The organism is Maribacter litopenaei, from assembly GCF_025244665.1.
GTDB lineage: Bacteria > Bacteroidota > Bacteroidia > Flavobacteriales > Flavobacteriaceae > Maribacter > Maribacter litopenaei.
Genome location: NZ_CP104205.1, coordinates 3,813,624 through 3,835,735, shown reverse-complemented (window position 1 = coordinate 3,835,735; position 22,112 = coordinate 3,813,624). Strand labels below are relative to the sequence as shown.

Annotated in this window: 14 protein-coding genes and 7 pseudogenes; 11 read left to right on the top strand and 10 right to left on the bottom strand. The window is 41.0% G+C overall.

Going from position 1 to position 22,112, the window contains the following annotated elements:
* Positions 1 to 11: 11 nt before the first annotated feature.
* The 11 genes and pseudogenes from NYZ99_RS20640 (at position 12) to NYZ99_RS20590 (ending at position 13,059) form a co-directional block, all read left to right on the top strand.
* Complete coding sequence (locus NYZ99_RS20640; protein WP_260572909.1) at positions 12 to 1,463, top strand: M20/M25/M40 family metallo-hydrolase; 1,452 nt, start codon at positions 12 to 14, stop codon at positions 1,461 to 1,463.
* A 15-nt stretch (positions 1,464 to 1,478) separates the two neighbouring features.
* A pseudogene (locus NYZ99_RS20635) lies at positions 1,479 to 3,033 on the top strand (sulfatase family protein).
* Positions 3,034 to 3,110: 77 nt separating this feature from the next.
* Positions 3,111 to 5,958, top strand: a pseudogene (locus NYZ99_RS20630) (VPS10 domain-containing protein).
* Positions 5,959 to 5,973: 15 nt separating this feature from the next.
* A complete protein-coding gene (locus tag NYZ99_RS20625; RefSeq protein WP_260572908.1) occupies positions 5,974 to 6,363 on the top strand; it encodes a DUF2721 domain-containing protein in 390 nt (129 codons plus the stop codon).
* An 86-nt stretch (positions 6,364 to 6,449) separates the two neighbouring features.
* On the top strand, positions 6,450 to 6,890 hold the full coding sequence (locus NYZ99_RS20620) for a hypothetical protein (RefSeq protein WP_260572907.1): 441 nt from the start codon (positions 6,450 to 6,452) through the stop codon (positions 6,888 to 6,890).
* A 241-nt stretch (positions 6,891 to 7,131) separates the two neighbouring features.
* Positions 7,132 to 7,806 (top strand): succinate dehydrogenase cytochrome b subunit, encoded by a 675-nt coding sequence (locus NYZ99_RS20615; protein WP_260572906.1) that lies wholly within the window; start codon positions 7,132 to 7,134, stop codon positions 7,804 to 7,806.
* Between the two features lie 12 nt (positions 7,807 to 7,818).
* Positions 7,819 to 9,834: pseudogene (locus NYZ99_RS20610) on the top strand (fumarate reductase/succinate dehydrogenase flavoprotein subunit).
* 35 nt (positions 9,835 to 9,869) lie between these two features.
* Positions 9,870 to 10,616 carry a succinate dehydrogenase/fumarate reductase iron-sulfur subunit gene (locus NYZ99_RS20605; protein WP_260572905.1) on the top strand — a complete coding sequence of 249 codons (747 nt, stop codon included), beginning with the start codon at positions 9,870 to 9,872 and terminating at the stop codon, positions 10,614 to 10,616.
* A gap of 66 nt (positions 10,617 to 10,682) precedes the next feature.
* Positions 10,683 to 11,162, top strand: coding sequence for a very short patch repair endonuclease (locus tag NYZ99_RS20600; RefSeq protein ID WP_260572904.1), 480 nt, complete (start codon positions 10,683 to 10,685; stop codon positions 11,160 to 11,162).
* A gap of 124 nt (positions 11,163 to 11,286) precedes the next feature.
* A pseudogene (locus NYZ99_RS20595) lies at positions 11,287 to 11,833 on the top strand (type 1 glutamine amidotransferase domain-containing protein).
* Positions 11,834 to 11,912: 79 nt separating this feature from the next.
* Positions 11,913 to 13,059, top strand: a pseudogene (locus tag NYZ99_RS20590) (methionine aminotransferase).
* Here the strand turns inward: NYZ99_RS20590 and NYZ99_RS20585 are convergent.
* From NYZ99_RS20585 to NYZ99_RS20555, 10 genes and pseudogenes are all read right to left on the bottom strand, one after another.
* Positions 13,056 to 13,931 carry a serine hydrolase domain-containing protein gene (locus tag NYZ99_RS20585; RefSeq protein ID WP_338039183.1) on the bottom strand — a complete coding sequence of 292 codons (876 nt, stop codon included), beginning with the start codon at positions 13,929 to 13,931 and terminating at the stop codon, positions 13,056 to 13,058. The pseudogene NYZ99_RS20590 and the gene NYZ99_RS20585 sit on opposite strands and share 4 nt — an antisense overlap.
* Before the next feature lie 68 nt (positions 13,932 to 13,999).
* The gene (locus NYZ99_RS22575) at positions 14,000 to 14,206 is read right to left on the bottom strand and encodes a hypothetical protein (protein WP_338039182.1); all 207 of its coding nucleotides are present in this window, start codon (positions 14,204 to 14,206) and stop codon (positions 14,000 to 14,002) included.
* Positions 14,207 to 14,225: 19 nt separating this feature from the next.
* Positions 14,226 to 14,705, bottom strand: a complete 480-nt coding sequence (locus NYZ99_RS20580; protein ID WP_260572903.1) for a GNAT family N-acetyltransferase — start codon at positions 14,703 to 14,705, stop codon at positions 14,226 to 14,228.
* 50 nt (positions 14,706 to 14,755) lie between these two features.
* A complete protein-coding gene (locus NYZ99_RS22570) occupies positions 14,756 to 15,514 on the bottom strand; it encodes an alpha/beta hydrolase family protein (protein ID WP_338039471.1) in 759 nt (252 codons plus the stop codon).
* Positions 15,441 to 16,100, bottom strand: coding sequence for a TolB family protein (locus NYZ99_RS22565; protein ID WP_338039181.1), 660 nt, complete (start codon positions 16,098 to 16,100; stop codon positions 15,441 to 15,443). The genes NYZ99_RS22570 and NYZ99_RS22565 overlap by 74 nt, the downstream gene beginning before the upstream one ends.
* A 97-nt stretch (positions 16,101 to 16,197) precedes the next feature.
* The gene (locus NYZ99_RS22560; RefSeq protein ID WP_338039180.1) at positions 16,198 to 17,028 is read right to left on the bottom strand and encodes a hypothetical protein; all 831 of its coding nucleotides are present in this window, start codon (positions 17,026 to 17,028) and stop codon (positions 16,198 to 16,200) included.
* Positions 17,029 to 17,425: 397 nt separating this feature from the next.
* The gene (locus tag NYZ99_RS20570; RefSeq protein WP_260572902.1) at positions 17,426 to 17,785 is read right to left on the bottom strand and encodes a hypothetical protein; all 360 of its coding nucleotides are present in this window, start codon (positions 17,783 to 17,785) and stop codon (positions 17,426 to 17,428) included.
* A 527-nt stretch (positions 17,786 to 18,312) separates the two neighbouring features.
* A pseudogene (locus NYZ99_RS20565) lies at positions 18,313 to 18,951 on the bottom strand (3-oxoacid CoA-transferase subunit B); the annotation flags it as partial.
* Positions 18,952 to 18,953: 2 nt separating this feature from the next.
* Positions 18,954 to 19,655, bottom strand: coding sequence for a CoA transferase subunit A (locus tag NYZ99_RS20560; RefSeq protein ID WP_260572901.1), 702 nt, complete (start codon positions 19,653 to 19,655; stop codon positions 18,954 to 18,956).
* A gap of 109 nt (positions 19,656 to 19,764) precedes the next feature.
* A pseudogene (locus NYZ99_RS20555) lies at positions 19,765 to 22,108 on the bottom strand (penicillin-binding protein 1A).
* Positions 22,109 to 22,112: the final 4 nt, after the last annotated feature.

Genomic DNA, 22,112 nt, shown 5'->3' with positions numbered 1-22,112 from the left:
CTAGCAGACCTATGAGAAAACAACTCTTTATTGTTTTAACAGCCATTTTAGCCATCTCTTGCGGCGAAATGAAAAAACCAGAAACACAGGCAGAACTATTTGCCCGTATAGATTCCGAAATCAAGCAAAATGCAAAGGGCTATAGCACTTTAAAAGAAGCATCTGAAACCATTGGCCACCGGTTGACCGGTTCTGAAAATGGTGCCAAGGCAGAGGAATACACCTATAATAAGTTCAAGGAATATGGTTTTGAAGATGTGGAGTACCAAACTTTTGAAGTAGAGGCTTGGTCCAGGGGAACTGTATCCGTCACCATAAATGAAGAGCCGGTTAAATCAGTGACCCTTGGACACTCACCCGTTGAAGCCAAGGTGACGGGAGAAATCGTGGATATGGGCAACGGGCTGGAGGCCGATTATGAGGCCAAACCAGGAGCAGTGGAAGACAAGATTGCCCTAGTATATATTAGTATTTTGGAAGGAAGCCCGGAGGGTTTGACCAATCTGCACCGAAGTGAAAAAACAGCTTTGGCCATAAAGTACGGCGCCAAGGGAATTATCATTATCAACCAAGTGGACAACGGGGTACTATTAACGGGAACCGCCTCGGTCACCGGGGAGCTGATTCCTATTCCAGCTGTTTGTATTGGTATGGAAGATGGTATGGTGTTGAAGGAAACGCTAAAAGAAGGAACGGCATCAGCCACCATTGAAATGACCAATAACAGTGACATGATCAGTGCCCGAAATGTTGTCGCCACCCTACCGGGAAGCGAAATCCTTGAGGAAATCATCGTCATCGGAGGACATTTGGATTCGTGGGATTTGGCAACTGGGGCCATAGATAACGGTATCGGTTCCTTTGCGGTATTAGATATTGCCCGAGCTTTTAAGGCCAATAACCTTCACCCAAAAAGAACCGTGAAATTTGTGATGTTCATGGGCGAGGAACAGGGTCTTTTTGGTTCACGACATATGGTTGCCGAAGCCTTAAAAGAAGGCTCCATGGATAAAATCAAATACATGATGAACCTTGATATGGCAGGCAACCCCATTGGTATGAACGCCGGGGGAAAATTGGAAAATGAGTCCTTTTTTACCGAATTGGGTGCAGCAATTCAACAACAGGACACTATCTATAAAAATGAGTTTTCCAACCGTTCCGGGTTGCATAGTGACCACCAGCCTTTTATGTTGGAGGGGGTACCCATTTTGTCTGTCCACAGCAACCTGGACCGTTCTATTTATGGCTGTTACCATTCCGATTGTGACGATTTTGACCTAGTAAACGAAGAACACATGACCAATACTTCCCGATTTGGCACCATGATGCTCTATGGCTTGGCCAATGCGGAAACGCTCCCCGCGACCAAGATGGATAGCGAGACCACCAAGGAGTTTATGATCAAAAACAACTTAAAGGAAAAGCTCATCATTGGTGGGGATTGGAAATGGGAGGAATAGTTTATTAAAAAAGGTATGAAGAATAGCATTACGTTTCTTTTAATCATCATTACCCTTTTATCTTGTAAAAACGAAATAGACAAAAAGGAAATCACTTCATCAAGTACCGAGGAAAAACCCAACATCGTTATTATTTATATGGATGATTTGGGCTATGGTGAGCTTGGTGCCTATGGGGCCACGGAATTGGAAACCCCGAACATGGATGTTACGGCCAATGGTGGACTTAGATTCACCAATGGCTACGCCTCTTCGGCCACCTGTACGCCCAGTAGATATGCCCTTTTAACAGGTGTGTATCCTTGGCGAAATAAAAATGCTAAAATCCTGCCAGGGTCGGCCTCGTTAATTATCGACACCACCCAAAATACAATTCCCAAACTATTGAAATCAAAAGGCTATGCTACGGGGATTATTGGAAAATGGCACTTGGGCTTGGGAGCCGGTGAAATCGATTGGAATACAAGAATTAACCCCGGGCCTAATGAAGTGGGTTTTGATTACAGCAATATTTTGGCCGCCACCCAAGATCGTGTACCCACGGTCTATATTAAAAACGGTGACGTCGTTAACCTTGACCCTAACGATCCTATCCAAGTTAGTTACGAAAAGAATTTTGAGGGCGAACCTACCGGATTGGAAAATCCAGAGCTTTTAAAGATGAGGTGGCACCATGGCCATAATAACAGTATCGTAAACGGAATACCCGAATTGGATTCATGAAGGGTGGGGAAGCCGCCAAATGGGTCGATGAGGATATGGCCGATTACTTTCTCGCAGATGCGCAAGCGTATGTAAGAAATAATAAAAACAGGCCTTTCTTTCTGTATTATGCATTACAGCAACCCCACGTTCCAAGAACACCACACCCTAGGTTCGTTGGAAAATCCGGGATGGGACCAAGAGGCGATGTTATTGTAGAGGCGGACTGGGTCATCGGTGAATTTATGGAAACCCTTGAAAGCGAAGGATTAACGGAAAATACGTTGATCGTTTTTTCAAGTGACAATGGTCCAGTGGTAAACGACGGCTATTATGACGATGCAGTGGAAAAATTGGGAGATCATAAACCTGCCGATCCTTTACGAGGTGGAAAATACAGTCTGTTCGAAGCCGGCACCCGCGTGCCTTTCATAACGTTTTGGAAAGGCACTATCAAACCCGGGGTTTCCGAAGCAATGGTGTCTCAGTTGGATCATATTTTCTTCTTTGGCAGCCTTGGTCAATAGCGATGCCTCCACGGAAGACAGCAAAAACCTGTTGGACGTTTTCTTGGGAAAAAGTAAGGTAGGCAGAGAAGAATTGGTCATCGAAGCGACTTCCGAGAACCGCATTCAGAAAAGGGGATTGGGCGATGATTCCACCTTATCAAGGGGCTGCTAAAAACGATTTGGTGGATATTGAATTGGGAAATGACAGTATGTATCAATTATATAATCTAAAGGGCGATGTAGGTCAACAAGAAAATTTGGCCCAAAGTAATCCTGAAAAATTAGAAGAAATGATTGAGGGTTACTTAGCCATTTATAACAAAACGACCGCTACATCAGATGAGCTAGAGTTAAAATAATAGTACCAAAAATCATGCTTGCCGCCAGTGAAAGGAATCGTTACCTTTCAACAACCTATAAAAGTGCACACTATTTTATGAAGTTATACCCATTTTTTCTCGTTTTCGGATTTGCCCTAGTATCGGCTCAAATTCAACCCACCAATCAAAACCAGGTATTAAAAGCGCTCGAGGACAAAGTCCAAATGGCCGAAACCTCTTTGGTAAAGAATATCCCCTTAAAAAACATTGGACCCTCCATTATGAGCGGACGTGTGGTGGATGTGGCCGTAAACCCCAAAACTCCTATAGAATTTTATGTAGCCTATGCTTACGGTGGATTATGGTATACCAACAATAACGGGACAACTTTTACCCCGATTATGGATAATACACCAACACAAAACATTGGGGATATTGCCGTGCATTGGGATTCGGGCACCATTTATGTGGGTACGGGGGAAAATAACGCCTCACGCTCAACCTATGCGGGCATTGGCATTCTTAAATCGACCGATCAAGGAGAAAATTGGGCCAATCTAGGACTACCCGACTCTCATCACATTGGGCGTATTGTGGTCAGCCCAAATAATGCCGATGAAGTAGTGGTAGGGGTAACGGGACATCTGTATTCCACCAATGAAGAACGAGGAATCTATAAAACCACGGATGGTGGTAAAACATGGAAAAAAACACTTTTTGTGGCCGATGACACAGGCATAATCGATGTGGCCCATTCCCCAAATAATTTTAATATCATGTATGCCGCTTCATGGCAAAAGGACAGAAAAGCCTGGGATTTTTTAGGGAACGGTAATCTTTCCGGAATCTATAAAAGTACCGATGCCGGCAACAGTTGGAAAAAAATTACCACACCCCAAAGTAGTTTCCCAAGCGGTGAAGGAGTGGGAAGAATCGGTCGCGGCCGTTTATGATGATAACACGGTATATGCCGTTCATGACAATCAGTTCAGAAGACCAAAGTCAGACAAAGCCACAAAGGAATCCGAAGGACTTCAGAAGGAAGACTTCAAAACCATGGGTACGGATGCCTTCTTAAAACTGTCTGACAAACAATTAAACGACTTTCTTAAGACCAATAATTTTCAAGAAAAATATCGTGCCGAAAACGTGAAGCAAATGGTGCGAAGTGGTGCGGTAAAACCGGCCGACTTGGCCAAGTATCCGGAAAATGCCAATTCTCAATTATTCGATACCCCAGTGATTGGTGCTGAAGTTTATAAGAGTACGGATGGTGGTCTCAGTTGGAAAAAACAAAACGAGGACTATATAGACGGTCTCTACTATAGTTATGGATATTATTTTGCACAGATCACCGTGGATCCATCCAATGTGGATAAAGTCTATTTGGCAGGGGTGCCCTTACTAAAATCAGATGATGGCGGTAAAACCTATTCCGCTGTCAATGAGGATAATGTACACTCAGACCACCACGCCCTTTGGATAAACCCCAATAGGTCAGGCCACTTGATCAACGGGAATGATGGCGGACTCAATATCTCCTACGATGACGGAAAGAGTTGGATAAAGAACAATTCACCGATCGTTGGCCAGTTCTATGCTATCAATGTTGATAACCGGGAGCCTTACAATGTGTACGGTGGCTTACAGGACAACGGTGTTTGGATGGGGCCCCACAACGCCGAAGAAAATAGAGAGTGGCATCAATCTGGCCAATATCCATGGAAATCTATACTTGGTGGCGATGGTATGCAGGTGCAAATAGACCATAGAAATTCGAATATTGTCTACACCGGATTTCAGTTCGGTAATTACTTCCGCATAGATTTGGGAAGCGGCAAAAGGGATTATATACAACCAAAACATGTACTTGGGGAATCACCTTACAGATTCAATTGGCAGACCCCCATTCTTCTCTCTTCCCATAATCAGGACATTTTGTATTTGGGGGGCAACAAATTGCACCGCTCGCTGAACCAAGGGGGGGATTGGGAAACCATTTCACCTGATTTGACAAAGGGTGGTAAAAAGGGTAATGTTGCTTATGGAACCTTGACGACGATTTCCGAATCTACTTTTAAGTTCGGCCTCTTGTATGCCGGTAGTGATGACGGATTGGTGCATATAAGTAAAAATGGTGGCGGTAGTTGGGAATCACTATCCGATACCTTTCCAAAAGATTTATGGGTGAGTCGCGTTGCAGCTTCCAAACATAAAAAGGAACGGGTATATGTTACTTTGAACGGGTATCGCTGGGATGATTTTACACCCTACATCTACGTTAGCGAGGATTATGGAAAAACTTGGAACTCCATTTCGAACAATATCCCTACTTCTCCAGTGAACGTGATTTTGGAAGACCCGGAAAATGAAAATCTGTTGTTTGTGGGCACCGATAATGGATTGTATGTTTCCTTCAATAGAGGTGAGTCCTGGGAGGTTCTTGATAATGGATTACCATATGTGGCCGTCCATGACCTGGTCATTCAGGAAAAGGCGAAACATCTATTGGTAGGCACCCACGGACGGAGTATTTACCAAATAGACATTTCCAGCTTACAACAAATGACGCCCGAGGCCTTACTTAGCAAATTGAAAATTTTTGGATTGGCAGACATTAAAAATTCTACAAGATGGGGCAACGCTAGAAATTCTTGGTCACGGCCTCAAACGCCTGGATTGGATATTTCCTTTTACAGTTCTAAAAAAAGTCCATATACCGCCACTGTTTTGAGCGACGATGATATTGTGGTAAGCGAAACAGAAATAAATGGGGAAAAAGGATTCAATATTCTGTCCTTTGATGTGGCCTTCTCTAAAATTGGAAAAGACAATTATTTAAAACAACATAAAACAAAATTATCTGAGGCGGAAGATGGAAAAACCTACTTGCCCAAAGGGAAATATACCGTACAAATTTCAGGGAATGGTGCCACAGAAACTCAGACGTTCTCCATCGAGTAGCAATCTTTATCCAAAATGGAACTAACCTTAGGAATTCCAGCATTACTATTCCCCGCCATTTCATTGACGATGTTGGCCTATAACGCCCGTTATTTGGCTATTGCCGCATTGATACGTCAACTACATCAAAAATTTGAGGAGACCGGTTCCAAATCCCTTGGATTACAAGTAAAAAAACTACAAAAACGGTTGACCATTATTAAAAATATGCAGGCTACGGCCATTTTTAGCTTTTTGTTGGCGGTTATCACGATGTCGCTTATTTATGTACAACTTACCTTTTGGGCCAATCTTGTATTCGGTATTAGTCTTCCGGCATTCATGATTTCCTTGATTCTTTCCTTTATTGAGGTGCAACTATCCACCAAGGCATTGGAGATTCAACTTAAGAATATGGAGAATTAAATATGCTCATATTGTGATAGCTTTCTGACCTTCTATTTCGCAAATAAACCTTACATTTACAGGCATTTGACCTTAAAATTCTTCGTATGAAACTTGTAAAGGATATTCCTTACTTTAAAAAGATACGTGAGGTAAGGGAGTTTGAATTTGGAGTCTTTTATTATTTTGATGGTCTTGTCATTTCCGAAATGAAGGAGGGTGTTGTGTTTGATTGGAGTATGGCTAAAAAAGCGGTAGATGCAGCTAAGGAAATCTTTGGCGAGGAAACGCCCATCGCCTATATCTCAAATAGGATACACAGTTATACGGTAGTTCCTACAGAATGGTTAAAATTTTATAAGAATAGGCATCAATTATCCTATTACAGTGTTGTAGGTTCTACACAAGGTAGTTTTGCAAGCATCGTTTTGGAGAAAATGTTCTTTAAAGAGTCGCTTCGGCAATTTACCGACTTGGAAACAGCCGTTGCATGGAGCTTAGATCAAATAAAAAATCATACTAAAAAAGGCATTAATCAAGACATTTGATTTTTATTTTAAAAACTATCCATCCTTCTTTTATGTTTGGAATAAAATGACATAAAATTTGAGGAATTTAATTGTTCTTTTTTGTTTAAGGAAAACCACTCAAATCCACTTTTTCATAAGAGCATTTTAAACAGAAATCAAAGCATTCTTAAAATGGGTCTAAATAAGCTTACTTAGGTTCTTGAAAACTTGTTAATAACTGCCCTGTGCTTTAAATTTGTCCAAATTAAACTAGCAACTAATGAGCGGATTTTTTAAATCTTCGATTGGTAGAAAATATGCGATGGCGCTTTCTGCCTTTTTTTTAATGATTTTTCTACTTCAGCATTTTGCCATTAACATCTTATCGGTTTTCAGTGCGAATGCCTTTAACGAGGCCTCCCATTTTATGGGCACTTTTTGGCTTATCCAGTATATTTTTCAACCCGTTTTAATTTTTGGCGTTATTTATCACTTCGTTATGGGTTTCATTCTAGAAGCCAAGAACAGAGGAGCTCGTGTAAAAAAGTATGCCAAAAACAATGGTGGGGCCAACTCATCTTGGATGAGCAGAAATATGATTTATTCCGGTTTGGCCATTTTGGCATTCTTAGTATTACACTTTATCGATTTTTGGATTCCTGAAATTAACACAAAGTATATAGAAGGAGATATGTCCGGATTATTACCGGATGGAGGATACCGTTACTACGAAGAACTAACGCATAAATTCGTGAGCCCACTAAGGGTTGGAGCCTATATTGTAGCATTTGTGTTTTTATCACTCCACCTTATGCATGGTTTTAGCTCCGCATTTCAATCTGCTGGCGTTGGTTCCATGAGAAGAAATAAACTACAAACTTTTGGTAAGGCGTATGCGATTCTATTGCCTTTAGGATTTATAATTATTGCTCTTTATCATCATTTTAATCATTAATACCAAATACTTATGTCTGTATTAGACTCAAAAGTACCTAAGGGTCCGTTGAAAACGAAGTGAATCAGACTATAAGGACTATATTAATCTAGTGAATCCTGCTAACAAAAGAAACATCGATGTTATCGTTGTGGGTACCGGTTTGGCAGGAGGTTCAGCGGCGGCTACCCTGGCCGAATTGGGGTACAATGTAAAAACCTTTTGTTACCAAGATTCTCCCCGCCGGGCACACTCAATTGCAGCACAGGGTGGTATTAATGCCGCAAAGAATTATCAAGGTGACGGTGACTCTGTTTACAGGTTGTTTTATGATACCGTTAAAGGGGGGATTACCGTTCTCGCGAGGCCAACGTCTATCGTCTAGCCGAGGTGTCTGCCAACATTATAGATCAATGTGTGGCCCAAGGTGTTCCTTTTGCCCGTGATTATGGCGGTTTGTTGGACAACCGTTCTTTTGGGGGCGTATTGGTCTCTAGGACTTTTTATGCAAAGGGGCAAACGGGTCAGCAGCTATTGTTGGGTGCTTACTCTGCCATGAACAGGCAAATTGCAAGAGGAAAGATTACGCCTTTCAACCGACATGAAATGTTGGATATCGTAAAGGTAGACGGTAAAGCCCGTGGAATTATTGCAAGGGATTTGGTAACTGGAAAATTGGAAAGGCATTCCGCCCATGCCGTGGTCATAGCCTCCGGAGGTTATGGAAATGTATATTTCCTTTCTACCAATGCTATGGGATCCAACGCAACCGCAGCATGGAAAATACATAAGAAAGGGGCATTTTTTGCCAATCCTTGTTATACGCAAATTCACCCAACCTGTATACCTAGATCTGGGGACTATCAATCAAAATTGACGTTGATGTCAGAATCCCTAAGAAACGATGGTAGGATATGGGTTCCAAAAAATATTGAAGATGTAAAGGCCATCCGGGAAGGACATAAAAAACCAACGGATTTAAGCGAGGATGAAAGGGATTATTACTTGGAGCGTCGATACCCTGCTTTTGGTAACCTAGTTCCAAGGGATGTTGCTTCTAGAGCAGCTAAAGAGAGGTGTGATGCTGGATATGGTGTTAACGCTACCGGGGAAGCTGTGTATTTGGATTTTGCTTCGGCCATTACAAGATATGGAAAGGAGCAAGCGAAGATTCACGGTATTCAAAACCCGACCGATGCCAAAATTTATGAATTAGGTAAGGGCATTGTTGAAGCCAAATATGGGAACCTTTTTCAGATGTACGAAAAAATCGTGGACGAGAATCCGTACGAAACCCCAATGATGATATATCCGGCCGTACATTATACTATGGGTGGTATTTGGGTAGATTACAATTTAATGACGACCATTCCTGGATGTTATGCCATCGGGGAAGCGAATTTCTCAGATCACGGTGCCAACAGATTGGGGGCCTCAGCACTTATGCAAGGGCTAGCGGATGGTTATTTTGTACTACCTTATACTATAGGAGACTATTTATCCCATGAGATTAGAACGGGTAAAATACCAACAGACACACCTGAGTTCGAAGAAGCAGAAAAATCGGTTAAAGACCGTATCGATTTCTTCATCAACAATAAGGGTAGCCATTCCGTTGATTACTACCACAAGCGTCTAGGCAATATCATGTGGAACAAATGTGGTATGTCTAGAAATGCGGAGGGACTGAAGGAAGCTGCTGCAGAAATAAAGGCATTACGTGAAGATTTTTACAAGAATGTAAGTGTACCCGGTTCTGCCGATGAATTGAACAGTGAATTGGAAAAAGCCGGAAGGGTTGCCGATTTCCTTGAACTGGGCGAATTATTTGCAAAGGATGCCTTGGTTCGCGAAGAATCGTGTGGAGGTCACTTTAGGGAAGAGTCCGTGGAAGAGGACGGGGAGCAAAAAGGAGAGGCCAAACGTAATGATGCCGAGTTTGCTTTTGTATCCGCATGGGAGTTTAAAGGAGAACCTTCAGATGCCGTCCTACATAAGGAACAACTTGAGTTCAACGAAATAGAATTAAAACAAAGAAGTTACAAATAAGAATTTTACTGAAGTTCTTATAAAAACTAAAAAATATGAATCTGACTTTAAAAATTTGGAGACAAAAAGGACCAAAGGATAAAGGATCCATGGTCGATTACAAGGTTTCTGATATTTCTGAACACATGTCTTTCCTTGAAATGATGGATGTGCTAAACGAGCAATTGATCAGCGAGGGAAAAGAGCCTGTGGCTTTCGACCATGATTGTAGGGAAGGTATCTGCGGCTCTTGTTCCATGTTCATAAACGGTGAAGCACATGGTCCTGATAGAGGTATTACCACTTGTCAATTACATATGCGAATGTTCAAGGATGGCGATACCATAACTATTGAACCATTTAGGGCCAAGGCTTTTCCTGTCATTAAGGATTTAGTAGTGGATCGTAGTTCATTTGATCGTATACAGCATGCCGGGGGGTATATCTCCGTGAATACTTACGGAAATACCCAAGATGCCAATGCTATTCCTATTTCCAAATATGCCGCTGACGAAGCTATGGATGCCGCAACATGTATTGGATGTGGAGCCTGTGTAGCAAGTTGTAAAAATGCTTCTGCCATGTTATTCGTGGGTGCCAAAGTTTCTCAATATGCCTTATTACCTCAAGGCCGTATTGAAGCGGTGGATCGTGTAAAGAATATGGTCGCTCAAATGGATTTAGAAGGTTTTGGTAATTGCACCAATACAGGGGCTTGTGAAATAGAATGTCCAAAAGGAATATCCTTAGAAAACATTGCCCGGATGAATAGGGAATACCTTTCTGCCAATATCAAGGATTAAACAAATACCTCATAAAGTTTCTTAAAATCCCGCTCCTTTCGGAACGGGATTTTTTATTTTTAAGGAATGTCGAAAGAATATTCCGAAGAGCGTATTAAAGTCCCTCGATTTAACGAAGAATCCGGATTCTACACCACGCCACAACGTTCCAAAATCATGAGCAAGATTCGTGGAAAGAATACCAAGCGAGAATTGGCGTTTAGAAAGGCCTTATATGCAGCGGGATATAGATATAGAGTAGACTATAAAAAATTGATTGGTAAACCCGACATCGCCTTAAAAAAGTACAAAACCGTGATATTCATTGACGGTGAATACTGGCACGGCTATAATTGGGAAGAACGCAAACCAAAGATTAAAACTAATCGTGAATTTTGGATTGCTAAAATCGAACGAAACATACAACGTGATCAGGAGGTAAACCAAGAATTGGAACGACTGGGTTATACCATTTTTAGATTTTGGGAAAGTGAAGTGAAAAAAGAACTCGACCGATGTCTATCCCTTGTTCTTCAACATTTATCCCAAACAGAGTTACGGTCATAATACCAGTGGGTTTAAGAGACCTTTAACCTTCTTGAGTCCTTATTTAATAAGGCATTAACGGCAATTACGTCCTCTTTTTATTATATTAAAGATGAATTAAGTTATTAACCTAAAAAAAAATATAATGAAGAGGATTGCAATTTTAGCAACACATGGATTTGAAGAAAGTGAATTAAAGTCTCCAAAAGAAGCTATGGAAAAAGAAGGTTTCAAAGTGGACATAGTAAGTCCGAGAAAATGGAGAGATAAAAGGTTGGTCTGATGGAAACTGGTCCAACAGTTACAAAGTAGATAGAACCTTAAATGAAGCCAAATCTGATGACTATAATGCTTTGGTATTACCAGGTGGAGTCATAAATCCTGATATGTTGAGAAGAAACGAGGATGCCCTAATTTTTGTTAGAGATTTTTTCAGCGCAAAGAAACCCGTAGCTGCCATATGTCACGCACCACAGTTATTGATTAGTGCCGATGTAGTGAAAGGACGAACCTTGACCTCATTCAGTTCCATTAAAGATGATTTAATCAATGCAGGAGCTAAATGGGTAGATAAGGAAGTTGTCGTGGATGAAGGTTTTGTAACCAGCAGAAATCCACAAGATTTGCCTGCCTTTAACTCGAAATTAGTCGAGGAAATCAAGGAAGGTAAACACCAAGAGCAACATGCTTAATTTTTTAGTTTAGTTGTTTATGAAGGCCCGAGTCGCTACTCGGGCTTTTTTTATTTCTATTTTTATACCGATGAATTCAATGAATACATTTCAATCCAAGCTTCCGAACGTAAAAACCACCATCTTCACTACGGTAGGTAATTTGGCACGTGAACATGATGCTTTGGATCTATCTCAAGGGTTTCCAAATTTTGAAGCTGATCCACACCTTATTTCGTTGGTCGATGATGCCATGAAGAAAGGGTTTAACCAATATGCGCCCATGCAGGGCTATTTCGGTCTGAGGGAACTTATTTCGGAAAAAATAGAATCCCTTCATGGACAGCAATACCATCCGGATAATGAAATTACCATAACGGTTGGTGCCACCCAGGCTATTTATACCGCTATCACGGCGTTTATTCATCCAGGTGACGAGGTAATTGTGATAAAACCCGCCTATGACTGCTATGAGCCCGCCATCGAACTTAATGGTGGTATTCCTATTTTTCTTCAAATGGATGCCCCAGATTACAATATTGACTGGGACGCATTGAAAACCAAAATCACCCAAAAAACAAAAATGGTGATTATCAATACACCTCATAATCCTAGTGGAAAAATACTTTTAGAAAGCGACATGCTGCGGTTACAGGAAATCCTCAAAGACACTAATATTTTGGTGCTAAGTGATGAAGTGTACGAACATATTGTTTTTGACGGTCTTCAACACCAAAGTGTATCCAAATTTCCAGGTTTGGCCGAACGGAGTTTCGTATGTGCCTCTTTTGGTAAAACCTTTCATGTCACAGGTTGGAAGATGGGCTATTGTGCAGCGCCAGCAAATCTCATGGAGGAGTTTAGAAAGGTGCATCAATTCGCTGTATTCTGTGTTGACCATCCCGTGCAAAGAGCATTGGCAACATATCTAAGAAATCCCGAACACTATCTTGGTCTCAATGATTTTTATCAAAAGAAGCGGGATTTCTTCCTAAAAGGTCTAAGAGGGAGCAAATTTCAGTTTACGCCTTCCCAAGGAACGTATTTCCAACTTTTGGACTATACATCCATAACGAACGAATCTGATGCCAAATTTGCCAAAAGGCTCATAGTGAATGCACAAATTGGCAAGTATCCCCATATCCTCGTTCAATGTAGGCGACAGGGATGACAAAGTACTCAGATTTTGCTTTGCAAAAAAGAAAGAATCTTTAGAAAAAGCTATTGATATTTTATGCTCTCTTTAATCCAGTGCGCCTTTTAATTTGGACATAAATTCCCCTATTTTATTGGGTTCTAACCACCGAGTGACTACAACCATGTCGTTTTCTTTATGAATAACGATAAAATTTCCTCCAAAACCTGCCGCATAGTATATGTTTTCGGACAACCCTTCCCAATGTCTATCCCCTTTTTTATTAAGCCACCACATGTACCCATAATTAATATTTGGAATTGAGGGCGTTATAGCCTCTTTGATCCATTTCCCACTAATCAATTGCTTTTCTTGCCATTTTCCATTATTGAGAAACAACAGCCCAAAACGTGCCATATCTTCAGTGCTAATAAACATTCCTGCTCCTGAGTGTCCACCTCCAGTTACGGACTTCATATTAATTCCATCGATCTCGATCCAGGCATGGTCGTATCCGTGCCATCTCCAAGTTGTACTGGCTCCAATGGGATCCATTACGTTTTCCTTGAGTACCTGTGGAAGCGGCTTTCGCCATACATGGGTTAAGGCGTAGGCGAGTACATTCGCCCGTACGTCATTATATTCCATAAACGTGCCAGGCTCACTTGGTTTTTCAAATTTCCAGTCATCAATATCGCCTTCCCGCGGCGGGCGGTCTGCCCAGTCCTTTCCTCCCCATAATTCGCGAGACCATGCTGAATTCTGCTGTAGCAGGTGTTTCCAAGTAATTTTAGAATTATGTTCCCCACCAAAGGTCCCATCCCAAATATAATCACCTGCCTTATCTTGGGTGGACGAAATCAGCCCTTTGTCCAAAGCCAAACCTGCTGTGGTGCTCAAAAAACTTTTAGTGACACTAAAAGTCATATCTACTCGCTTTATGTCGCCCCACTGTGCAATTACATAGCCATTTTTAAGAATCATTCCTGCAGGATCGCCCCTCTTCTTTGTTGGCCCTAAAATTTCGTGAAAAGGCTCCCTTTCAAATCCCTTTAAAATGGCAATTCTAAGGTCTCGGAACCGGAATATTCATTTGCTTCTGCAAAATCAATAGCTGCTTGTAGCTTACCCTGATCGATGCTATACTCTCTTGGGCTCTTTTGTTTCCAAATAGCATTCCGTTCCGGAAAGTAATATTCCTGTGCATGTAAAACATAGGAAAATAATAAGCTGGCCAAAATGGACATGTATCTATTCATAGGTATGAATTTAACTGTTTTAAAAATCGTATCTCATTAACCAATCGGTTTGTTTGTCATTCCCAATGTAGTAGGGATGGCTTCCAAATTTATAAAAGCCGTGTCGCTCATAAAATGCAATAGCCCGAGGGTTTTTCTCCCATACACCCAACCACATAAATGATTTTTTATCACTCTCGACCTTATCCTTTATCCATTGCACTATTTGATTGCCCAATTGTCTTCCTTGGAAGGCTTTTAATACATAAATACGCTCTAGCTCGGTACAATCCTCCTGCTTTACATCAGTTTGGGCATCGCCGCAGTTGAGCTTGAAATAGGCCACCAGCTTCCCTTCCAAATACACGAAATAAAATTGTGTTTGTGGATTTTCCAATTCCAATGTTAATTGTTCTTTGGAAAAGGCTTTCTCTAAATATGATGCAAAGTCGTCCGGATTGTTTTGATCTTGAAATGCATCTGAAAAAGTAGTCCTTGAAACCGACATTAATACCTCCACGTCTGTCGATTGACATGGTACAAATTCAAGTTTCGCGAAATTTGGCATTTCTATTCCGTCAAAGTTTCTTGGAACAATTTAAAAATTCGCTTATACTCATCAGTCCAGCTACTTGGTTCTACAAATCCGTGCCGCTCAACAGGATATACCGCCATTTCCCAATTTTCCTTGCCCAGTTCAATCAATCGCTGTGATAGTCGCACCATATCTTGAAAATGTACATTATCGTCCACCATGCCATGTAGAATCAGTAATTTACCTTTCAATCCTTCCGCAAAATAAATGGGTGAGCTCCGTTTATAGGCTAAACTATCCTCCACCGGAGTGTTTAAAATATGGGCGGTATAGGGGTGGTTATAAGCTGCCCAATCCCCAACCGACCGTATGGCAGCTCCAGCGCTAAAAGTATCCGGTGCGTTGAACATGCCCATTAACGTAATAAAGCCACCATAAGACCCCCCATAAATACCTATTTTATCCGAGTCTACCCCATAATTTTCTACTAAGAAGTTGGCTCCATCTACTTGATCAGACAAGTCCTTACCTCCCATATGGCGATAAATACCAGTTCGCCAATCCCTACCATAACCGGCACTTCCTCTATAGTCTATGTCCAATACTACATATCCATTATCCACTAAAAGATTGTGGAACATATATTCCCTGTAATAGGAACTCCACCATTTATGTGCGTTTTGTAGATAGCCCGCGCCGTGAACAAAAATGACAGCGGCATTATTTTTTACCTCTGAAGTGGGAGTATATAGCCTGGCATGTACCTCTGCCCCATCGGAAGCGGAAAACGTAATAATTTACTGGATCCTTCCAATCATAGGCTTCAAACTCAGTAGTATTGGATTTGGTTATTTCCACAGGTTCTGAGTTTTTACCAAAAATTGGATTGCCCTGAAGATACAGCTCCGTTGGCCTATTGGAATAGGAATAGAGGATGGCCATTTGCTTCTCATCCGGCGAAAGTGATACATCATTCCTTCCCTCCCATTGTGTCAATTGCTGTATTTTTCCGCCTTTCAATGGCATGGAATAAAATTGACGGTCTCCTGGATGATTTATATTGGCCGTGAAGTACCATCGTTTTTTATCCTTGGAGATAAAGGGATCATAAATTTCAAAATCTCCCGAGGTAAGGGCCTTTTTGTTTTTACCGTTCATATCCATGGTATACAGATGGGAATAGCCTGTTTTTTCAGATTTATACCATATGTTTTTTCCGTCGGGCATCCAACCCAAATCACCTCCATCAAACCAACCGGTAATTCCTGGGCCCGCTATCCAGGCTTCGTCATGCTGGCGATCCAACAGTTCAATTGTTCCTGTTTCCGCATCCAAAAGAACTAGCCATCGGTTCTTATAATTATTGGCTTGGATGTCCAATATGGCCTTGCCTCCATCCTGGGTGCCATGTGGGATTGCTTATCCTACCTATAGGGTTTTCAATTTCATAGCTTTTGTCCGGATAGTCGTTCATGAATTACGGAACTTCGTTCAAGCCTTCTAGGCTATCCAACACAACCGGGTATTTGGTTCTTTTTTGGGTATCGTACACGAACATTTCATATTTGGGCAATTCGTCCCCCACTTTTGTACGTGTCGTCTGTTCCTCAGTATACCCGGATTCTGTTACAAAATGGGGAACCATGGTGTTTTTATTTTTTTTGCTATCCATTAATACGTAGGTCACAAAACGACCATTCGGAGAGATCATTTGGTTGACCACCCTTTTACTACCTGTAGCTATTGGTAACGGCTCGAAGACCTCCAGTGTTTTATTGATGGTCTCTCCCAACTCCCTTTTTTCCTTTCTTTCCCGAAGTACTCCAAACAGCTCCAATTGATCTTGATATAACCACTCGTCCTTTGTGCTCCTTTTGGGTTCTTCCTCCAATTTGTCCACAAAATCGGTTCTCTGCTCCAATACTCCGGTCTCCATATCCCAAGTAAAAACATTTGATCCATTAATGAAGGCCACCTTTTTATCATTGTCCGTAAAATGAGGATTGGATTCCCGCTCCTTGGTATTGGTTATGGCCAAGGTTTTACCTGTTGTATTATCCAAAATAAAAATATCCCCATTCTTTGCATATACAGATTTATTAAGGCTTGGATGGTCTACTTTTCTTGTGGAAGGGAGCTTTTCCGCTTCCAAAAAATCAATTTTCTCTATATTCTTTTTGCCTAGGTTATAGCCGTAAAGTGAATCGCTGAATGCCATCTCCGGATTCCAATTAAAATAAATTGCGGATTGGTCTACAGCCCAAAAAACATTGGAAGGCCGATGTCCGATAAAGTCATCGCCTTTCATGATATCCCCTATTTTTAAATCCGAAAGGTTATTTTCTTGTGCCGGAATTGAGTAAAAGCTAAAAAAACAAAAAATGGTGATTAAAATGTGTCTTATCATGGAATTGAGAATGTTTAATTTGAATTATACAGGTTAGTATGTAACTATAAAAATAGGCATATTTAAAGGTATATCTATATTGGCCAGTAAATAAAAAAGGAGCAAATCTCTTTGCTCCTTCTCTAGGTTTTGGCCGTTCTTTTGAAAATGAAAACAGCATTTAAGCCATAAAAATCCTGTGGTGAAAAATGCCAAATGGGATTTTGAATCTTCCATTAGAACTTGTTTGGATTCATCTGTGATTGAAAATATGTCGGTTACATATGGGTTTGAACAAATATTATATTTTCAATTTTGCCTAATTGCAAAGGGTTTTCCGGTTAAATGGTTCAAATATATCATTCCATCCTCCTTGACCATTATGACCTTTACCTCTCGGAAAATCTGTACCAGGATATGAAATGGTATACCTCTCTCCATCAAAAGCCCACTTGAAATCTGTAAAAAAAGCAATCTCTCCCTTTTTGTAGCCTTGAAACCTTCCAAGATATACATCGTTAAAAATCCATTCTTCTTGATCCACCACCAGTTGATTGCTATTGGTTGCAGATTTGACATTATTCTTCCATATTCCTATCACGGGATCATTGTTAATCTCAATTTTGGAACAGGAAACCACCAATATGAGTAGTATAAGATAACTCCATAAAGATTTCATAGTAGGTTAAGTTTTTGAGTGATTTGGAATTCTCTTTAAACTTCCCTTCAATAATATGTAATCTTTTTCTTACATTTTAATAATTGTGGCGAAAACCTAATGACATGTTGTGAATTAAGTTAAATCTACCTTTCGGTAATTCTGTGGCTATATTAAGTTTATCTCCTTTGAACAAAAGGTGATTTTAGAGCATAAAAAAAGAGCAACCTGGGGGAGTTGCTCTTTTGTATTCTTTTGGTATCGACTATAGCATGAATAGCTTTTTTGTCAATCGCACAAAACCACTAAAAAAATCATTATGGTATACTTGCACTTTTTCTTCTCTCGGGGATGTAATTTTGGGTATCCATTTTAGGTTAAGTTTTGCTTTTACTTTGGGTTATTTATATCGATATCGTAAAGATATGCACATAGTCTACTTAAAACCGCATTATTGTTGTGAAGTTATCCCGAATGTTGTGAATAAAATGAAGTGTATAATTAATGGATGAAATGCGACCTAGGTTTATTAGGATATGTCCATTTCTCGGAATGTCCCCTTCAACAATCAATGTACCTTCGGTTGCCGCTTTTATATCCGCAACCGATACCCCTGGGGCACGCTCCAGTAAGATAAAGCCCTCAGGATCAATCTCAATAACCGCAAGGTTCGTCACTATCTTTTTTACACACTTTACTCCAGTAAGTGGAAGGGTACACCTTTTTAACAATTTGGATTCACCTGCCCGATTGGTATGCATCATCGCCACGATAATATCCTCCGCCGAAGATACCAAATCCATGGCCCCACCCATTCCTTTGACCATTTTTCCGGGAATTTTCCAATTGGCAATATCCCCATTTTCCGCTACTTCCATAGCACCTAAAATGGTAAGGTCAACATGTTTGCCCCGTATCATAGAAAAGCTAGTTGCAGAATCAAAAAAGGAGGCTCCCGGCAATGTAGTAATGGTTTGCTTACCGGCATTGATTATGTCGGCATCCTCCTCTCCTTCAAAAGGAAAGGGGCCCATGCCCAATACACCATTTTCACTCTGAAACTCTACACTGATATCGTCTCGTACGAAGTTTGCCACCAAAGTGGGTATGCCAATACCTAGATTAACGTAATAGCCATCCTTGACCTCCATTGCAATTCTTTTAGCAATTCCGTTTTTATCCAACATTTTTATGCTCTTTTTCTTACGGTTCTTTGTTCAATTCGTTTTTCATACCCTTCCCCTTTAAATATTCGCTGAACGAAAATTCCAGGTACATGAATCTGATTAGGGTCTAAGGAACCGGCGGGCAACAATTCCTCCACCTCAGCTACGGTTATACCAGCAGCACCGCACATACACGGATTAAAGTTTCTTGCGGTTCCTTTAAAAATTAGGTTGCCGGCCTCATCCCCCTTCCATGCTTTTACAAAGGCAAAGTCCGCTTTAAAGGCCTCTTCCAACACATACATTTTACCATTAAACTCCCTAGTCTCCTTACCCTCCGCTACTTCGGTACCATAGCCTGCAGGCGTAAAAAATGCAGGGAAACCTCCCTGAGCTGCCCTACACTTTTCGGCTAAGGTTCCTTGTGGGGTTAACTCCACTTCCAATTCCCCACTGAGCATTTGTCTTTCAAACTCGTCATTCTCACCTACATAGGAAGAAATCATTTTTTTTACTTGATGTTTCTGAAGCAAGAGTCCCAACCCAAAATCATCTACGCCAGCATTATTGGAAATACAAGTGATATCCTTTATACCCAATCTTACTAACTCTGCAATTGCTTTTTCAGGGATTCCGCATAATCCAAATCCCCCAAGCATAAAGGTCATTCCATCCTTTACACCTTTTAGAGCCTCTTCAACATTTGATACCGTTTTTCTAATCATACCAACCTTTAAATGTCATATTACTAAAATAACGCTTTTAAATTGAAAAAAATAAAAAGCCCCAGTCATTACCGGGGCTTTTTTAAAATTTAATACCTGTTTCCTTTTCTTAAAAATCTAGATCATCCAAGTCATCCTCAATTTCTAAATCCTTTTGCTGATCATCCACAAACTCGGTACAATCCGTTATGATAGTCATGTCCTCCGGTTCTTCGAAATCATCTTTGGATACCCCTAGATCCTCATTCTCATAATTCTTTTTCATATACAAACCCCAAATGGGTAATGCCATAGAAGCACCTTGACCATAGAGGATATTTTTAAAATGGATGGAACGCTCTTCACCGCCTACCCAAACACCAGTGACCAAATTGGGAACCATACCCATAAACCAACCATCACTATTGTTTTGTGTGGTTCCTGTTTTACCGGCAATAGGATTGGTCAATTCATACGGATACCCAGTGATAATTTCTTTATAAACCGTATTGTTTTTATTGTAGGAATGTCTTAATCGCGTTCCAGACCCTCCTTGAGTTACGCCTTTCATTAAATCGATCATAGCGTATGATACTTCCTTACTTAAGACATCTTTAGTTTCAGGAACATATTCGTAAAGTACCGTTCCATTTTTATCCTCAATTCTCGTTACCATAACGGGTTTTACATACACTCCCTGGTTCGCAAAAGCACCATAGGCCCCTACCATATCATAAATATTGGCATCCAAAGTACCCAAGGCAATAGAAGGTACTTCAGGAACATCGCCTGACATTCCCAAGTTTTTGGCGATGGCGACTACTGATTTCGGTCCACTTTATCAATTAATTGCGCTGTTACAGTGTTCACTGAATTGGCCAGGGCATGTTTTAGGGTCATTTCTTCCCCTGTATACTTAAAATCGGAGTTTCGTGGGCACCATGCTTCCATATTGCCATGTTTACCAGCTTCAATACAATATTGGGTGTCCGGCAATTTTTCACAAGGCGATAGGCGTAATTGATCAATGGCCGCAGCATACACAAAAGGCTTAAACGTAGATCCTACCTGTCTAGCCCCTTGAATCACATTGTCATATTGAAAATGTTTGTAATTGATGCCTCCTACCCAAGCCTTTACGTGGCCAGTTTGAGGCTCCATGGACATCATGGCCGCCCTTAAAAAAGTTTTGTAATATCTAATGGAATCTAATGGCGTCATAATAGTGTCCTTTTCCCTAGTTTCGCTTTTCCAATCAAAAACCGTCATCTCTGTTTTTTGGGAAAAGGAATTTCTTATTTCTTCTTCAGATTTACCAGCGGCCTTCATTTCCCTCCACCGATCCGAATTTTTCATGGCACGTTCCATGATATTCTCCGTTTCTTCCGGTGTAATGTCTGAGAACGGGGTTGTTGCATTTCTCTCTTTGGTATTCTGATTAAAAAATTCCGCTTGAAGATTGGCCATATGGGCATATACGGCCTCCTCTGCATTCGCCTGCATTTTGGAATCTATGGTAGTATAAATCTTTAGGCCATCTAAGTAGATATTCCATTTATCACGTTCCCCTGGTAAGGCGGGTTTAGGATTATTGTCAATCCAATCCTTCATAAAACGCTGAAGGTACATTCTAAAATACGTGGCCAGCCCTTCCCTATGGTTCTCAGGGTTGTAATTAATATCCATTTTTAGGGCCTGCAGGGAATCTTTCTCCCGCTCAGTAATATAATCGTATTTCGCCATTTGTGACAAAACAACATCCCTGCGGTCTTTCACCATTTGTTCCCTTCTCAAGGGATTGAAGAGCGAGGAATTTTTGAACATCCCCACCAACATGGCTGATTCCTCAATTTTTAAATCTTTGGGCTCCTTGCCAAAATATATTCTCGCCGCGGAACGGATACCATCGGCATTGTTTCCAAAATCATAAATATTAAAATACATACTTATGATTTCCTCTTTGGTGTAGCTTCGCTCCAACCGAGTGGCCAACACCCATTCCTTTACTTTTTGTTTTAATGCATCTAATTTGCTCCTGGATCGAACACCCACAAAAAGCTGTCTCGGCCAATTGCTGACTTATAGTACTTGCACCTCCCCTGGTTCCCAAAAAGAAAAAAGCCCGTACAGTTCCTCTAAAATCAATACCGGAATGGTCCTGAAACCTAGCATCCTCTGTGGCCACCAAGGCGTTTACCAAATTCTCCGGTAAATCCTCATACTTTACATCCGTACGGTTATCGTCCAAATAAAATTTTCCCAAGAGCTCACCATCGGAAGAGATAATTTGTGAGGCCAAATTGGTTTGTGGGTTTTCCAAATACTCATAGGGTGGCAGTTCTCCAAAGAAACCCCATGAGGCCGAGAGAAAGATAAGAGCAACGAACGCCACTCCGGATGCAAACAGTATCCGAGAACCATTTGATATATTTGGAAAAGCTTGTTTCACTTTTCTTTTTTACCGTTTTTGCCATGAGC

Bases quoted from the DNA above. Each gene is read 5' to 3' on its own strand.
- NYZ99_RS20640 (WP_260572909.1), top strand. From the start codon at position 12: ATGAGAAAACAACTCTTTATTGTTTTAACAGCCATTTTAGCCATCTCT.
- NYZ99_RS20625 (WP_260572908.1), top strand. From the start codon at position 5,974: ATGGAACTAACCTTAGGAATTCCAGCATTACTATTCCCCGCCATTTCA.
- NYZ99_RS20620 (WP_260572907.1), top strand. From the start codon at position 6,450: ATGAAACTTGTAAAGGATATTCCTTACTTTAAAAAGATACGTGAGGTA.
- NYZ99_RS20615 (WP_260572906.1), top strand. From the start codon at position 7,132: ATGAGCGGATTTTTTAAATCTTCGATTGGTAGAAAATATGCGATGGCG.
- NYZ99_RS20605 (WP_260572905.1), top strand. From the start codon at position 9,870: ATGAATCTGACTTTAAAAATTTGGAGACAAAAAGGACCAAAGGATAAA.
- NYZ99_RS20600 (WP_260572904.1), top strand. From the start codon at position 10,683: ATGTCGAAAGAATATTCCGAAGAGCGTATTAAAGTCCCTCGATTTAAC.
- NYZ99_RS20585 (WP_338039183.1), bottom strand. From the start codon at position 13,931: ATGATTCTTAAAAATGGCTATGTAATTGCACAGTGGGGCGACATAAAG.
- NYZ99_RS22575 (WP_338039182.1), bottom strand. From the start codon at position 14,206: ATGAATAGATACATGTCCATTTTGGCCAGCTTATTATTTTCCTATGTT.
- NYZ99_RS22560 (WP_338039180.1), bottom strand. From the start codon at position 17,028: ATGAAAGGCGATGACTTTATCGGACATCGGCCTTCCAATGTTTTTTGG.
- NYZ99_RS20570 (WP_260572902.1), bottom strand. From the start codon at position 17,785: ATGAAATCTTTATGGAGTTATCTTATACTACTCATATTGGTGGTTTCC.
- NYZ99_RS20560 (WP_260572901.1), bottom strand. From the start codon at position 19,655: ATGATTAGAAAAACGGTATCAAATGTTGAAGAGGCTCTAAAAGGTGTA.